Origin of the sequence: Phyllobacterium zundukense, assembly GCF_025452195.1 — a bacterium.
GTDB lineage: Bacteria > Pseudomonadota > Alphaproteobacteria > Rhizobiales > Rhizobiaceae > Phyllobacterium > Phyllobacterium zundukense_A.
The window spans coordinates 161261-176437 of sequence record NZ_CP104971.1; the positions used below are offsets into that span (position 1 = coordinate 161261).

The 15177-nt window shown below is 56.8% G+C and carries 12 protein-coding genes and 1 pseudogene; 12 read left to right on the forward strand and 1 reads right to left on the reverse strand.

Annotated features, from left to right (window positions below):
• The first annotated feature begins 9 nt into the window (after positions 1 to 9).
• From N8E88_RS05230 to N8E88_RS31490, 4 genes are read left to right on the forward strand one after another with little or no spacing between them, the layout of a single operon-like run.
• Positions 10 to 906: a substrate-binding domain-containing protein gene (locus N8E88_RS05230; RefSeq protein WP_262291459.1), complete on the forward strand. Its 897-nt coding sequence runs from the start codon at positions 10 to 12 to the stop codon at positions 904 to 906.
• Positions 906 to 2354, forward strand: coding sequence for a sensor histidine kinase (locus N8E88_RS05235; RefSeq protein ID WP_262291580.1), 1449 nt, complete (start codon positions 906 to 908; stop codon positions 2352 to 2354). The genes N8E88_RS05230 and N8E88_RS05235 overlap by 1 nt, the downstream gene beginning before the upstream one ends.
• Positions 2338 to 3309: a sigma-54-dependent transcriptional regulator gene (locus N8E88_RS05240; protein WP_315975211.1), complete on the forward strand. Its 972-nt coding sequence runs from the start codon at positions 2338 to 2340 to the stop codon at positions 3307 to 3309. The genes N8E88_RS05235 and N8E88_RS05240 overlap by 17 nt, the downstream gene beginning before the upstream one ends.
• Positions 3272 to 3676 carry an AAA-type ATPase lid domain-containing protein gene (locus N8E88_RS31490; protein WP_315975212.1) on the forward strand — a complete coding sequence of 135 codons (405 nt, stop codon included), beginning with the start codon at positions 3272 to 3274 and terminating at the stop codon, positions 3674 to 3676. The genes N8E88_RS05240 and N8E88_RS31490 overlap by 38 nt, the downstream gene beginning before the upstream one ends.
• 134 nt (positions 3677 to 3810) lie before the next feature.
• Here the strand turns inward: N8E88_RS31490 and N8E88_RS05245 are convergent, their stop codons facing one another.
• Entirely contained in the window at positions 3811 to 4830 is a 1020-nt protein-coding gene (locus N8E88_RS05245; protein ID WP_262291460.1) for a permease, read from the reverse strand.
• 71 nt (positions 4831 to 4901) lie between these two features.
• Between N8E88_RS05245 and N8E88_RS05250 the strand changes: the two genes are divergently transcribed.
• The 8 genes and pseudogenes from N8E88_RS05250 to pstA all read left to right on the forward strand — a co-directional run bounded on the left by N8E88_RS05250 (position 4902) and on the right by pstA (position 15177).
• Positions 4902 to 5780 (forward strand): LysR substrate-binding domain-containing protein, encoded by an 879-nt coding sequence (locus N8E88_RS05250; protein WP_262291461.1) that lies wholly within the window; start codon positions 4902 to 4904, stop codon positions 5778 to 5780.
• Between the two features lie 213 nt (positions 5781 to 5993).
• The gene (locus tag N8E88_RS05255) at positions 5994 to 6527 is read left to right on the forward strand and encodes an arsenate reductase (azurin) small subunit (RefSeq protein ID WP_262291462.1); all 534 of its coding nucleotides are present in this window, start codon (positions 5994 to 5996) and stop codon (positions 6525 to 6527) included.
• 13 nt (positions 6528 to 6540) lie between these two features.
• Positions 6541 to 9007, forward strand: a pseudogene (locus N8E88_RS05260) (arsenate reductase (azurin) large subunit).
• A gap of 82 nt (positions 9008 to 9089) precedes the next feature.
• Positions 9090 to 9470 carry a c-type cytochrome gene (locus N8E88_RS05265; protein WP_262291463.1) on the forward strand — a complete coding sequence of 127 codons (381 nt, stop codon included), beginning with the start codon at positions 9090 to 9092 and terminating at the stop codon, positions 9468 to 9470.
• Between the two features lie 7 nt (positions 9471 to 9477).
• Positions 9478 to 10764: a molybdopterin molybdotransferase MoeA gene (gene glp, locus N8E88_RS05270; protein WP_262291464.1), complete on the forward strand. Its 1287-nt coding sequence runs from the start codon at positions 9478 to 9480 to the stop codon at positions 10762 to 10764.
• Positions 10765 to 10927: 163 nt separating this feature from the next.
• Positions 10928 to 11977: a substrate-binding domain-containing protein gene (locus N8E88_RS05275; RefSeq protein WP_262291465.1), complete on the forward strand. Its 1050-nt coding sequence runs from the start codon at positions 10928 to 10930 to the stop codon at positions 11975 to 11977.
• Between the two features lie 94 nt (positions 11978 to 12071).
• Positions 12072 to 13445, forward strand: a complete 1374-nt coding sequence (pstC, locus tag N8E88_RS05280) for a phosphate ABC transporter permease subunit PstC (protein WP_262291466.1) — start codon at positions 12072 to 12074, stop codon at positions 13443 to 13445.
• Entirely contained in the window at positions 13438 to 15177 is a 1740-nt protein-coding gene (pstA, locus tag N8E88_RS05285) for a phosphate ABC transporter permease PstA (protein WP_262291467.1), read from the forward strand. Before pstC ends, pstA begins: the two co-directional genes overlap by 8 nt.

The following is a 15177-nucleotide window of genomic DNA, read 5'->3' on the forward strand; positions in this document are numbered from 1 at the left end:
GGAGGAAGCATGCCCGCAAATAAGCTCCGTTACAAACGGACTGGCCTCATTGCGAGGCGGTCGATAATTTTGGGTGGTCTCAGCGGAATTGCCGCCTTGGTTTCTCCCGCGGTGCTACGCGCCCAAACGGATACGTTCCGTTTCGGCTTGACCCCGGTTTTCCTCTCGAATGACCTGGAACTTCTGCGAAGCCTCCAGCTGTATCTCTCGGCGAAACTCAAGGCCCCGGTCGAGTTGGTCGCGCGGAGGACCTACCAAGAGATTACCGCACTCTTGGTCTCCAGCCAGATCCATTCCGCCTGGATATGCGGCTATCCGTTTGTTCAGTTCCGTTCCGCGCTCGATCTTGTCGCGACACCGATTTGGCGAGGCAAACCGTTGTACCAATCGTACATCATTGCAGGGCACGATCGGAAGGTGGACGACTGGCAACAATTGCGCGGCGACATCCATGCCTACTCCGATCCGGATTCGAACTCAGGGTACTTGGTCACGCAAGCGCTGTTGACGGAAAATGGATTGGGAAAAGGCAACTTCTTTTCACGTTATTTCTTCACTTACGGCCACAGGAACGTCATTCGCGCAGTTGCGCGCGGTCTCGCACAATCGGGCAGCGTTGACGGTTACGTGTGGGAGGTCATGCGCCAGCTTGAACCGGAATTGGTCGACCAAACCAAGATTGTGCGTCGTTCCGAATGGCTGGGCTTTCCTCCCATCGCGTCGCCGAAGCTGCTGGCTTCAGACGCCCGAATTGCAAAGCTGAGGGCTGCCTTGATCGACATGAAGACCGATGAACAGGGCAGGATGATCTTAAGTATGCTGAAGTTGGATGGGTTTGCCGTTGAGGACGAAGCGCTGTTCGATAAAATCGCTGCGAAGATGGCGATCGTGAGAGCCGCAACGTGATGACGTGGCTCCATCGGGTGAAATCGAGCCGGGTCGCCCTGAGAGTGCCGCTGCTGGTCGCCCTGTTGATGATCATTATAAGTGCTGTGATCTCCGACCAGGTGCTGAGGCGATTGTCGGAAATGCAGGAAAGAAACCTTCAAGGGCTGGTCGAGAGCTACCTCGACGGGGTGAGCGCCTCGATCCTGCCATCAATCATGCGCGGCGACGTCTGGGAAGTCTTCGACGTTCTCGACAGATCCGCTTCCAGTTACGCCTCGCTCGATTTGAAGGAAACCATAGTCACGGGATCCGACGGTAGCGTCATCGCATCCAACCACCCCGGGAACCGCCCGTCGTTTTCGCAATTGCCGCAGGAGTTCTTGGACCAGTTCCGCTCCCGCATGGTCGAGGTGAACCAAAAAACGATGGAAGGGTTCGTGCGGCGCGACCTGCTTTATCAGGGACAGAACGTCGGGACGATCTTCACAATTCTTGACGTATCCCATTTGATGGGCGAGCGGCGGAATGTCCTCGTCACGCTGCTCATCACCAACGGTATTCTGGCGTGCCTTTTCGCAGCGGGCGGCTTCTGGCTCGTGAGCTATATGATCCGGCCCATGCGGACGCTCGAGAACCACATGCGAAACTCCTCCGGAGGCATGATCAGTTTGATCGACAGCAGCGAGATTCCCAAAGGCGATCCTGAAGTGTCGCGGCTGTTCCATCGTTTCAATGAACTGGTCAAGTCAGAGCACGAGCAGCGCGAGTTCGCACGCCGGCTGGCGGAAGAGGAAAAGCTGGCGAGCCTCGGCAGGCTGTCCTCCTCGATGGCGCATGAGATCAATAACCCGCTGGGTGGACTGTTCAATGCGATCGACACGCTGAAGACCCATGGCTCGAAACCGGGCGTGAGGGAAACTTCGCTTGTGCTGATAGAGCGAGGTCTAATCGGGATCCGGGACGTGGTGAAGGCGATGCTGGCCACCTACAAATACGAACGGTCCCAGACCAAACTCAGCCGCGACGACCTCAACGACATCCAAATATTGGCTTTGCCGGAGCTACGGCGCAAACAACAGGAGTTGGTTTGGGAGGTCGACTTTGACGGGACTTTTTCTGTGCCGGCAGGTCCCATCCGACAGGCTGCGCTCAACCTCATGCTGAATGCGATTGCAGCAACGCCGGAAAAGGGCTGCGTGTCTTTTGGGGCTACGTCAAACTCGGAATTCCTGAAGATCGAGGTGACGGACGAGGGGCCCGGTATCAGCGATGCTCTTGCGCCGATGTTGACCAACCTCGATCTTCGGAATCAAATGAATCCGGGCCATGGATTAGGTCTTTGGGTCATTCGGCAGATATTAATCGAACTCGGAGGATCGGCCACTATCGAACGCCTTTCGGCTGGGACCAAAGTTTGCCTTATTTTCCACCAACAGGGAACCTTTGCGCATGCAAATGCTGCCTGATTTAGCCCGAATTGGGCTTGTCGAAGACGATCCGATCATGGGCGAGTCCATTGTCCAGCGACTGGAGCTTGAAGGCTGGTGTGTAACTTGGTGGAAGTCGGGCAATGAAGCCATTGCCGCCATCGAGACACAGCCTCTGACATTGGATCTGGTCATCTGTGACATCCAGTTACCCGATGTTTCCGGAGAAGCCGTATTCCAGAGCTTGTCCAAACTATCCGGCACTCCGCCTTTCATGTTTATCACGGGTTATGGCGAGATTGATCAGGCAGTGCGGCTCATGCGCTACGGCGCTGTCGATTTCATGACTAAGCCATTCGCGATGGACGATTTTCTCAGACGCATCAGTAGCGGATGCCGTCCACATCATTCGTCGGCGGCGGACCCAACCGCGCTCGGCATCAGCTCAGCCATGCAAGCTGTAGCCAGTATTTTAAGCCGCTACGCCAACAACGATCTTCCTGTGCTCATCACTGGTGAAACAGGTGTCGGCAAGGAGGTGGCCGCGAGATTTCTCCACGATGTCTCTCACCGAGCAAACGAACCGTTCGTCGCGGTCAACTGCGCTGCCATTCCCGCCGAACTGATGGAAAGCGAACTCTTCGGTCACGAGAAAGGTGCCTTTACCGGAGCGACCCAGCGACACCTGGGTTACGCTGAGCGCGCAGGCAAGGGGACATTGTTCCTCGACGAAATTGGCGACATGTCGGCGGGGCTGCAGGCCAAGCTGCTGCGTTTGATCGAACAGAGGACCTTCACGCGTGTCGGCGGCGAGGCGACGGTGCACTTTAACGCCCGAATTGTGTCTGCGACCCACCGAATCTTGAACGTCAAATCACCGAGCAACCATTTCCGCGACGATCTCTATTTCAGGATTTCCGTCCTTCCGGTGGAGATCTCGCCCATTGCGGGAACGCGTGGACGACATCATCGGATTGATGGATCATTTCCTTGATGAGGCAACCCAACGAACCGATACCGACATCCGCGGCTTCAGCTCCTTGGCCGAAGACGCAGCCATCTCTCACCCGTGGCCTGGAAACGTGCGTGAACTCCGCAATAGGGTCGAGCGCGCTGCTGCTTTGGCCCGCGGTGAATGGATCATGCCGGCCGATCTATTCCCGGAGGGCGGTGACGTAAAGGCATCATCGGGCTTCACTCCCTTGTCTGACGTCCGTGATGCGGCGGAAAAGCGGCAGATCGAGCGGGCGCTCGACCAAACGGGCGGTCAGATTTCGAAAGCCGCAAGCCTGTTGGCCATTTCGAGAACCACATTGTGGGAAAAGATGGCCCGCTTTGGAATGGTTCCGAAGGAGCGCTAGCAAACGATCAAACTCATTGTCAAAAGCGGCGGGGATTGGCATTGCACCAGCACCTGACTCTTTGGCCGAACTGTCTGGGCGTCAAACGTGGCGTAGGTCAGCCGCGACGGGCCTCCGACCGTGTAAACGGTTCGTTACGGCAGCAGCAGCCATATTGCTGCGAAGGCATATCCGATCGCTAACGAACCGAGCACGGCAAGCGTTGCGAAAAGAGCGACAGTTGGCGCCCGGAGGACCGGCAATACCGCCAGAATTCCCCAAATGCTGACCGCACTGCCAGAAACAAGGAACGCCATCGCCGCACCCGGCGACATGCCGAGGTCGAGCAATCCCCTGACCAACGGCAGCGCGGCATAACCGTCTAGATACATCGGCGCGCCGACCATGACCGCGAGTGGAATCGCATAAAGGGAATCCTCACCGACATAAGTCGCCAGAAGATGCGGCGGCAGAAGATCACGCAGGAGGAACTCTGCCGCAAACGCAAAGGTCAGACACAATACGACAAGCTTGGTCATGGAAAAAAGATCGGCACGGAAGGCCCGCATACGAACCCGGTTCTGCCAGATGCTGAATGAGAATTCTGTTGGTGTGCCGGTGCCACATTGCCCCGGATTCCGTCTTCGCAACGCGCGAAGCGGATTTCGAACCATGCTGGTCCCGGTCAGGAGCGCCGTTCCCGCACCAGCAAAAATTCCGAGCGCGAACGCCGCTACGGTCTTACCGATAGCGAAAGCAGGGCCAAGCACTGCCCATGTCACAGCAAACATTGCCGGATCAGTGACGGGGGACGAAAGCCAGAATGCCATAATGGGAGCGAGCGGTACGCCGGAGGCAAGCAATCCGGTCATCAACGGAAGCACGGTCACGCCGCAAACTGGCGTCACGGCACCAACCGCCGACGCGATCACGATTGTCGAGACCGGACGGCCCCTGAACCATTGCGCGGTAACAGTTCCGGCTCCGCTTGCCGCGACCCATGCCGACAGGATAAGCCCGATGGCTATCGTCGGGGCCACATCGATTAAGCTCTCTATAACAAAACGCAAGGTTTCCTGCGCCTTTTGCGGCCACGCCATCGAGACGGTCGCGAAGAGGACGGCAACCGCCGTCCAGATGACTGGCCTTCGAAGTCTAGGAAGCGCAACGAACATCGGCATAATCCTTTAACGGCATCATACTGGGTGCACTTCCATGAATGAAACGAATAGTGTAAATATGAGGTATGAGTTTACACGATATCCTACCCCAACTCGACAGTGATCTGCTGCGCAGTTTCCTTGCCGTTGCCAAGGCTGGAAGCGTCAGCCGGGGTGCGAGCCGCCTACTTCGAACGCAATCCGCGGTTAGCCTTCAGGTACAGAAATTGGAGGGTATAGTCGGACAGCAGCTGTTCGAACGCCATGGGCGCGGTGTTTCACTGACCGCGCGCGGCGAGCAGCTGCTGCCTACCGCCCGCCAGGTCGTTGAAACGCTCGATCAGGCGGTAATTGCCATGCGCGAAGCTCAGACAAGGGGAGAAATCCGTCTTGGCATTCCGGAGGAATATGGTGACACCCTCCTGCCCTCAATCCTGTCCGGGTTTTCGGAAGTGCAACCGGGGGCACGTATCCTGTTGCGATGCGGCTCAAGTGTGGAGTTCCCGGCCGCGCTCGCCGCCGGCGAACTAGACCTCGCCCTCCATACGCCAGAGAATGTCATGGCGCAGGACGTTGTTGTCCATCGCGAAGCGGCCGTTTGGGCTGGCTCCGCCTTTCATGACGTCGAGAAACGCAGGCCGCTACCTGTGGCCCTGTTCGACAAGGCGTGCTGGTGGCGGGAACGCTGTCTCAATCTCCTTCAAAAAACCGGGCTGAACTATGAGATCATCTGCACTAGCGAGAGTGTGGCCGGTGTTCGCGCTGCCATATCGGCCGGGATCGCCGTCGGAGTCCTGCCGCAATGCTCTTTAACCGATCGCCTTAGGCGCTTGTCGGGTGCTGAACTGCCGCACCTCGGTGAAACCGCCCTGGTGCTAAGCCGATCGTCTGGCGCGGTGGCGAAGCTTGCGGATAGCTTGATCGCGATAATAACAACAACGCTTCGTGCAGCTTCAAAAACCTAATACACCAACCGCGCCAATACTTTGCCAGCGTTTTCTACAGAACGGCGAATGGTTCGGAAAACCGAACCCCAAATCTCGTTATGTTCGACTTTCCGGACACGCTCGGCTTTCGAGATCGGGGACTGGCCGTGTTTCTGCTGATTTCCGTTACAATTGTAATGTTGGCACGGGTCTTGCTCCTTAATTGTCAGTTCAACGGTTTGGGAGGTACAGATGTCTCGTTGCAGCAAACTGGTCGACATGGGTCGACGTCAATTTCTCAGAGGCAGCACATTCGCGGTGGCGGGTGCGGCTGTCGCGGTTTCAATGCCCGGCGAAGCCACTGCCGCCGCTCCGGCCAACAGTGGGTCAGCTAGGGTCGAATATCCGTCAAACAAGCTAGGGAACGTGAAAGACCTGAAGGTCAACGAGCCGTTGGACGTCACTTACCCTGACGCTGACGCGCCTGGCGTTCTTTTGAAACTCGGTAAGAAGGTTCCAGGGGGCATGGGCCCGGACGGGGATATCGTAGGGTATTCCGTCACATGCCCGCATAAAGGATTTCCCCTCAATTACTCGCCCGACAAGCGCACTTTCAACTGCCCCGGACATTATTCGGTCTTTGATCCGGAGGTGGGGGGACAGCAAATCTGGGGCCAGGCCACTTCCAACTTACCGCAGTATTCGCTTCGCATCGACGACAAGGGCGACATCTACGCCGAAGGTCTTGACGAGCTATTGTATGGCCGTTTGAGCAACGTTCTTTAGGGAGGATATAATCATGGCATTCAAGAGCCAAATTGACCGTTTGCCGATTATTCCGGCCGATGCAAAGAAGCACAACGTGACCTGCCACTACTGCATCGTAGGATGCGGTTATCACGCCTATTCGTGGCCGGTAAACAAACAGGGGGGTACCGATCCGGCAAATAATGTGTTCGGCGTTGACCTCGCAAAACAGCAAGCCGCCGAAACCGATGCATGGTATGCGCCCGCGATGTACAACATCGTCCAGCAGAACGGCGAAGACGTACACATCGTCATCAAGCCAGACCACGAGTGCGAAGTGAACTCCGGACTTGGGTCTGTGCGCGGTGCGCGGATGGGCGAAACCCGGTTCAGCCGCGCTAGAGGAACCCAACAGCAGCGGCTAACCACACCGATGGTATGGCGTTATGGCCAGATGCAGCCGACCACATGGGAAGATCTCGCTCGATCTCGTCGCGCGGGTCACCGCCGCGGTCATCAAGAAACAGGGAGAGGACGGCCTTTTCGTCTCGGTCTTCGATCATGGCGGCTCGGCCGGCGGTTATGAAAACACTTGGGGTACGGGCAAACTCTATTTCGAATCCATGAAGATCAAGAATATCCGGATTCACAACCGCCCCGCCTACAATTCCGAGGTTCATGCGACGCGCGATATGGGGGTCGGTGAGCTTAACAATTGTTACGAGGACGCCGAACTGGCCGACACGCTCGTCTCGGTCGGCAACAATCCGCTGGAAACACAGACCAACTATTTTCTGAATCACTGGATCCCCAATCTGCGCGGGACCTCGATGGATAAAAAGAAGGCCCAGTTGCCCGACGAGCCCCACGACAGTGCCCGGATCATTTTCGTCGACCCGCGGCGCACGGTCTCCGTAAACGCAGCCGAAGCGGAAGCCGGTTCGGACAAGGTCATGCACCTGGCGATCAACTCCGGAACGGACATGGTCCTGTTCAATGCATGGCTGACTTATATTGCCGAGCAGGGCTGGACGGACAAGGACTTCATCGCCAAATCGACGAGCGGCTTCGACGATGCCGTAACGAAGAACAAGACGACGCTCGAAGAAGCGGCCTCCATAACGGGTCTGACGGTCGACCAGATCAAACAGTCCGCGTCCTGGATCGCCGAACCCAAGGAAGGTGGTAAGCGTAAGCGCACTATGTTCGCCTACGAGAAGGGTCTGATCTGGGGCAATGACAACTACCGCACCAACGCCTCTCTCGTGAATGTTGCGTTGGCGACCGGCAATGTCGGCCGTGAAGGCGGCGGTTGCGTGCGTATGGGTGGCCATCAGGAGGGCTATGTCCGTCCGTCAGATGCGCATGTCGGGAAGCCCGCCGCCTACGTCGACAAGCTGCTGATCGAAGGCAAGGGCGGCGTCCATCACATTTGGGCTTGCGATCACTACAAGACAACGCTCAACGCCCATGAGTTCAACCGCGTTTACAAAAAACGCACCGATCTCGTGAAGGATGCCATGAACAGTGTTCCTTACGGCGGCAAAGAGGCTCTGGTGAACGCGATCGTCGCGGCTATCGATGCAGGCGGCCTGTTCTCGGTCGACGTCGACATCATTCCCACGAAGATCGGCGCTGCAAGTCATGTATGGCTCCCTGCCGCTGAATCGGGGGAGATGAACCTGACGTCGATGAACGGCGAACGGCGCATGCGTCTCGTCGAGCGGTACATGGACCCTCCCGGCGTTGCCAAACCCGACTGCATGATCGCTGCCGGAATCGCCCAAAACTTGGAGAGGGTCCTTCGCGAGATGGGGGATGCCAAGTACGCCGACCAGTTCAAGGGCTACGACTGGAAGACGGAAGAAGATGCGTTCATGGACGGCTACAATAAGAACGCCAAGGGCGGTGAGTTCGTCACCTACGACCGTCTTCGCGCCATGGGCAACAACGGCTTCCAGGAACCGGCGACGGCGTTCGAAGGGGACAAGATCGTCGGTACGAAACGTCTGTACACCGACGGGAAGTTTGGGACGAAGGACGGCAAGGCAACTTTCCTCGAAACCAAGTGGAGAGGCCTGCAGGCTCCGGGAAAGGAAGAGCAGAAAAAGAACAACAAGTACCTCATCAATAACGGACGAGCGAACTTGATCTGGCAGAGTGCGTTTCTCGACCAGGAAAACGACTTCGTGATGGATCGATGGCCGTATCCGTTCATCGAAATGAGTCCCGACGACATGAAGGAGCTCAGCCTCGGCAACGGTGACCTCGTCGAAATCTACAACGAGAGCGGCTCGACCCAGGCCATCGTCTATCCGACACCGACGGCCCGGAAGGGAGAGACGTTCATGTTGTTCGGCTTCCCGACAGGGGCGGTAGGCAATGTGATCAATGGTGGAACGAACGAGTTGATCCTTCCCAACTACAAGCAGACCTGGGCAAACATCCGGAAGATTTCGGACGCGCCCGAAAATGTGAAGCATATGACATACAAGTCGAAGGAGTATTCGGCGACTTGATCAGGAGATATGTCCGCGCGCCCGCCAACTAGCAGGGCGCGCGGACGCTACCACGTCCATTTTATTCAACCGGAGCTCCTTTATGGTAAATGCACGGTTGGCCTTGGCCATCGTTTCCCTCCTTACGATCAACAGCACCTCTCACGCACAAGACATCACGGCCGGGGCCACGGTCTTTAAGAAATGCACGGCATGCCATTCCGTCGAGGAAGGGCAGAACAAAGTTGGCCATTCGTTGCACAAGGTGATTGGCAGGACTGCCGGAACCCTTGCGGGCTACCAATATTCGCAGGCCATGAAGGCAGCCGGTGCTGGCGGATTGGTCTGGGACGAGGCGACAATCGAAGACTATCTTGTTGCACCCAAAGACAAGGTCAAAGGCACAAAGATGGCGTTTGCCGGATTGAAAAATCTAAAGGACATCAAGGACTTGTACGCCTATCTTCAAAGCGTTTCCCAGTAGGAGCAAAATGGATCACACGCCAGAAGCGCTCAAGGTCAGATGGCAGGTAGACGACGGTTGTCAGGCTGGCTCCTTCGAGAAGCCTGTCAGCATCGAAACGGCGGTCACCATCGCGGTGGCTATGTCGCAGCCGCTTCACCGCTTTGAGGTCGTTCCGCTCCTCCAGGCCCGATCGCGTGTCTGCTCGAGCGACATTCGCGCACCGATTTCGATTCCCCCGTTCGACAATTCGGCGATGGATGGTTTCGCAATCCATTCCTCGATGATCGCCACCGGGACGGGGCCTTGGATGTTCGACATCGCTGGCACCGTTGCCGCGGGTGATCGAGCTCCCGACGACGTCGACATATCTCTCGCTTTGCGCATCTTCACGGGCGCATCCATGCCGAAGGGATTTGACACCGTCATAAGGCAGGAAGACTGCGACGTCGCCGGCGACAGGCTGACGGTACTTTCCCGACCCCGTGGAAGCGCAAACGTGCGGCATTCAGGCGAGGACGTCGCTTCAGGCAAGCTCGTTTTGCGCAAGCGAGAGTTCATAACACCGAACAAGATTGCACTGCTGGCGGCGCTCGGGATTTGCGAGGTTGAAGTCTATGCGCCCGTCCGCGTTGGTTTCTTCACGACGGGCAGTGAGCTCGTCGAGCCGGGGCAACATCTATTCAATGCGCAGATATTCAACTCGAACAAGTATTTTTTGGCGGCGTCCCTGGCTGAACCGTGGGTGGAACTGATTGATTTTGGACAGGTCCGGGACGACAGGAAATTGATCAGCGCCATGATCGCCGCTGCAGTGGCTCGATGTGACGTTTTGCTTACGACCGGAGGCGCGTCTGCCGGAAGGGAGGACCATCTTTCAGCCGCTTTTCGGGAGAACGGCGGGCAGTTTGAGGTTACGAAGGTGGCTATGCGGCCGGGAAAGCCGCTCAAGATGGGCCGACTTGGAAACGTCATCTTTGGGGCACTTCCCGGAAACCCGTATGCCGCTGCCATTACGTTCAGCCAAATCGTCATGCCGGCGATTAAGCGCACGGCGGGCTTGTCTACTGTGCGTTCCGACCCGCAGGTCGGCGTCGCAGCGTTCACATATCGCAAGACCTCAGGACGTTCGGAATTCATCCCGGTAAGCATTGCAGGGTCAGATTCTTTGGGGAGACCCAGCCTCCAAATGCTCGATAAAGGGTCCGCCGGGCGACTTTTCCCGCTTTCCGTCGCGGACGGGGTCGCGCATCTTCCGGAGGATGTAATTGAAATCGTTGAAGGTTTGCCGATGCCCTTTTTTCCGTTGAGCTGATTTCGCCCGGCAGTAATCCATTTTATTTAATGATTTCAATTTGATGCGGTCGTCAAGGCCCCGCACGGCATCTGTGATCAAACCGTAATATAAGTGTCACACGACTGTTATAAAAGCTCTGTAGATAGCGGTTACTTTAACAGTTTCCACAGGGAGTATTACCATGAAAAAGCTTCTATCTACCGTAGCAGTGACGGCAATTGCCGTTGCCGCATCCCTCGGCGCGGCTTCAGCCCGCGACCAGATCCGCATCGTCGGATCATCCACCGTTTACCCGTTCACAACGGCAGTTGCTGAAAACTTCGGCAAGACCTCGGGTATGAAAACCCCGGTCGTCGAATCGACGGGCACCGGCGGCGGCATGAAGCTGTTCTGCGAAGGCGTCGGCGAGAAGTTCCCGGACGCAACGAATGCTTCGCGCCGCATGAAAAAAGGCGAGTGGGCCGATTGCAACAAGAACGGTGTCAAGGACATCGTCGAGATCCTGATCGGCTTCGATGGCTTGACTTTTGCTCAGGCAAAGTCCGGCATACCGATGAAGATTTCGCGTAAAAACTTCTTCCTCGCGCTTGCCAAGGAAGTGCCGGGTGCCGATGGCAAGCTGGTTCCAAACCCATACAAGAACTGGTCCGAAATCGACCCTTCACTGCCGAATGAGAAGATCGAAGTCCTCGGCCCGCCTCCAACATCCGGTACACGCGATTCCATGCATGAACTTTTCATGGAGCCAGGTGCCGCCGAGATTCCAGCGCTGAAGGAACTGAAGGGTAAAGACGCCAAGGCGTTTGAAGCTGTCTGGAAGAGCGTTCGCGAAGACGGTGCATACGTCGAGGCTGGTGAAAACGACAACGTGATCGTTCAGAAGCTGGAAGCCAATCCAAAGGCATTCGGCGTGTTCGGCTACTCCTTCCTTGAAGAAAACGCATCGAAGCTTGAAGGGGTGCCGGTCGATGGCGTCGTACCGTCATTTGAGACCATTGCCGATGGCACATACAAGCCTTCGCGTGAAATGTTCGTTTATGTGAAGAAGGCGCATGTCGGCGTCGTTCCGGGTCTGGACAAGTTCGCAGCCGAGTACGTCTCAGACACCGCTACGGGCGAAGACGGCTATCTGTCCGAGAAGGGCCTGGTTCCCCTTCCGGCCGAACGTCATGCGGAAGTCTCCAAGGCTGTTGTTGCGCTTGAGCCAATGAAGGGTGACGAGCTGAAATAAGCTCCATCCGTGGGTTTGGGGCGATCGGAGATTTCATTTCCGGCCGCCCCTTCTTCGCACGAGGCAAAAGCTTCTGACCGGGATTGGTGGGCCGATGACCACAGCATATTTTCTGATTCTTGCTCTTCTGACTGTCTCTTGGTTCCTCGTGGGACGACAAAGGGCGTCATCCCTCGCCGGGGCTGATCCAGCTTCTCTCCACTCCCTCCCTTCGTATCATGGGATGTTTCTGGCGGCTCTGATCTTCCTGCCCATGATCCTCATTTTCATTGTAGGAGCGCCTCTGGCTGAAAGGTACATTGAGGCCAGGGCCTTTTCGGGCCTGGATCCTTCGACAATCTCCGATGAACTCGGCCGCAGCGCTGTCCTGCGGGATATCCACTCGGTCATTGCAGGTACCTACGCAGGCACCGCATCTCCGGAACTGACCACAGCCGCCTCCGCCTATTCAAGCGCTGCAAGCACCACCAGTTGGCTCTTGCTGATAGCTGGAATAGCTGCTGCCCTCGTTGCCGCCATGTTCGGCTTCCGCCTGATCGGGCCGGAATTCCGTGCGCGAAACAGCGTCGAGCGCCTGGTGAAGTACATCCTTCTTGCCTGCTCGGCGATTGCCGTTTTGACGACGCTCGGCATCGTGTTCTCGGTTGTGTTTGAGACCATCCAGTTCTTCAGCAAAGTAAATCCGATCGATTTTCTGTTTGGTCTTCAGTGGTCGCCACAAACGGCGATCCGCGCTGATCAGGTGGGATCCTCGGGCGCATTTGGCATCGTTCCTCTCGTGACCGGGACGCTGTTGATTACCGTTATCGCCATTGCTGTTGCCGGACCGCTCGGGCTGTTCGCCGCAATTTATATGGCTGAGTATGCGAGCCCCAGAACGCGCAGCATCGTTAAGCCAATTCTCGAAATTCTCGCCGGCATACCCACCGTGGTTCTCGGCTTCTTCGCTGCGCTGACTGTAGCCCCGTTCATTCGAGGCTCCGGCGAGTCAATAGGTTTGTCCGTGTCGTCCGAGTCGGCGCTCGCCGCCGGCGTGGTCATGGGCATGATGATCATTCCATTCGTCTCGTCTCTTTCAGACGACGTCATCAATGCAGTCCCGCAAAGCTTGCGCGACGGTTCCTTTGCAATGGGGGCCACCAAGTCCGAGACCATCAAGAAGGTCGTCCTGCCGGCCGCTCTGCCGGGCATCGTTTCCGCCTTCATGCTCGCCATCTCGCGAGCGGTCGGGGAGACCATGATCGTCGTCATGGCTGCGGGACTGGCTGCGAACCTCACGTTCAACCCGCTTGAAGCCGTCACCACCTTCACCGTCCAGATCAAGACCATCCTCGTGGGTGACCAGGAATTCGACAGCGCCAAGACGCTTTCTGCCTTTGCCCTCGGCTTCGTCCTCTTCTTCTTCACACTCGTGCTCAATTTCATCGCGCTTCAGATCGTCAAGAGATATCGGGAACAATATGACTGACATCGCCTCAACCAATGACATCCCCGTCACCGACACACCGCGCGATGCGTTGGTCAAGAAGCGTTACCGCGCAGAGCGTCGCTTCAAATTCTATGGCATCGCGGCGATCATTCTCACCGCAATATTCCTTTCCATTGTCCTTCTCGATGTCTTGTTCAAGGGAATTCCTGCGTTCTCCGAATACCGTCTTGATTTGAAAGTAGTCGCCGATCAGGCGCTTCTGGATCCTCAGAAGACCGGCGATCGGACCACCTTGTTGGCCGGCAACTACGACAAGATAATTCGCGATGCATTGGCAGCCAAGTTTCCGGACGTAACCACTCGTGCCGACCGCAGGGCCCTCAACGGACTGTTGAGCTCAGGTGCTGCGGATGATTTCAGGCGCATGGTTTCAAACAACCCATCGCTGGTAGGCCAGGAACTCACAGTTCCCGTTTTGCTTTCGGACGATGCAGACCAATTCTTGAAGGGCTATCAGACGGACGAGATTGTTCTGAAAGGGACAGGCACACTCACCGAGACACTGAATGGTGACGCCTACTCGCTTCGTTCGTCCGGGGATGACTTCGCGAAGGCATTCCAGGAGATACAAGCCTTCTTGTTCCAGCGTCTCGATCGACTGCACACTGAAATTGCCCGCCTCGAGAATTCGTTGCAGGGGATGGAGGGCGACGCCGCGGCATCGCTGCGCGGTCAGGTCGATATTTATAAGGCTGAAGCCGAGACACTTAACGCCCGCATCAGCGACGCCAATACGGCGATCGAGTTGGACGACAAACTGCCGAGCCTTCTGGTCAATGTGAACGGTGGGACCATCAAGGCCACACAGATCAGTCCCGCAGGTATCGATGGAACAAGACTGATCACGCCAAAGAGCGCCGAACCTGCGAACGCTGGCTCGTGGTCGATCTTGACTCTGGTCACCCCTGAATCCAATCGCCGTGTTCAGGATCAGGCAGCGACGTGGCTCGAACAGCTGAAGGCCTCAGGAACAGTTGAGCGAGCCTTCGCTACACGTTTCTTTACCTCTGGAGATTCCCGCGAACCGGAATTGGCGGGTATTCGCGGAGCTCTCGTCGGGACCCTCTGGACGCTGGCCGTAACGCTGATTTTATGTCTGCCGCTTGGGGTTGGCGCAGCCATCTACCTTGAAGAATTTGCTCCGAAGAACCGTCTGACAGAGGTCATCGAAATCAACATCAACAATCTTGCCGCTGTGCCGTCTATCGTGTTCGGCCTGCTTGGCTTGGCGATGTTCCTCAACTTCTTCGACCTTCCGCGGTCAGCACCATTGGTGGGTGGTCTCGTGCTTGCCCTTTTGGTAATGCCGACGATCATCATCGCGTCACGAGCGGCGTTGCGGTCGGTGCCGCCATCGATCAAGGAGGCAGCGCTTGGTGTCGGCGCTTCGCACCAGCAAGCGATCTTCCATCACGTGCTTCCCTTGGCCATGCCGGGTATCATGACCGGCACCATCATCGGCATGGCGCACGCACTGGGCGAGACAGCACCCTTGCTGATGATCGGCATGGTTGCCTTCATCGTCGATATTCCTGGAGGAATCACGGATGCATCGACGGTTCTACCGGTGCAGATCTATCTTTGGTCCGATCTTCCCGAGGTTGCCTTCCAGGCCAAAACAGCGGCCGCCATTCTGGTGTTGCTGGTGTTCCTTTTTGTCATGAATGCTGCGGCGATTATGCTGCGTCGACGCTTCGAACGTCGCTGGTAA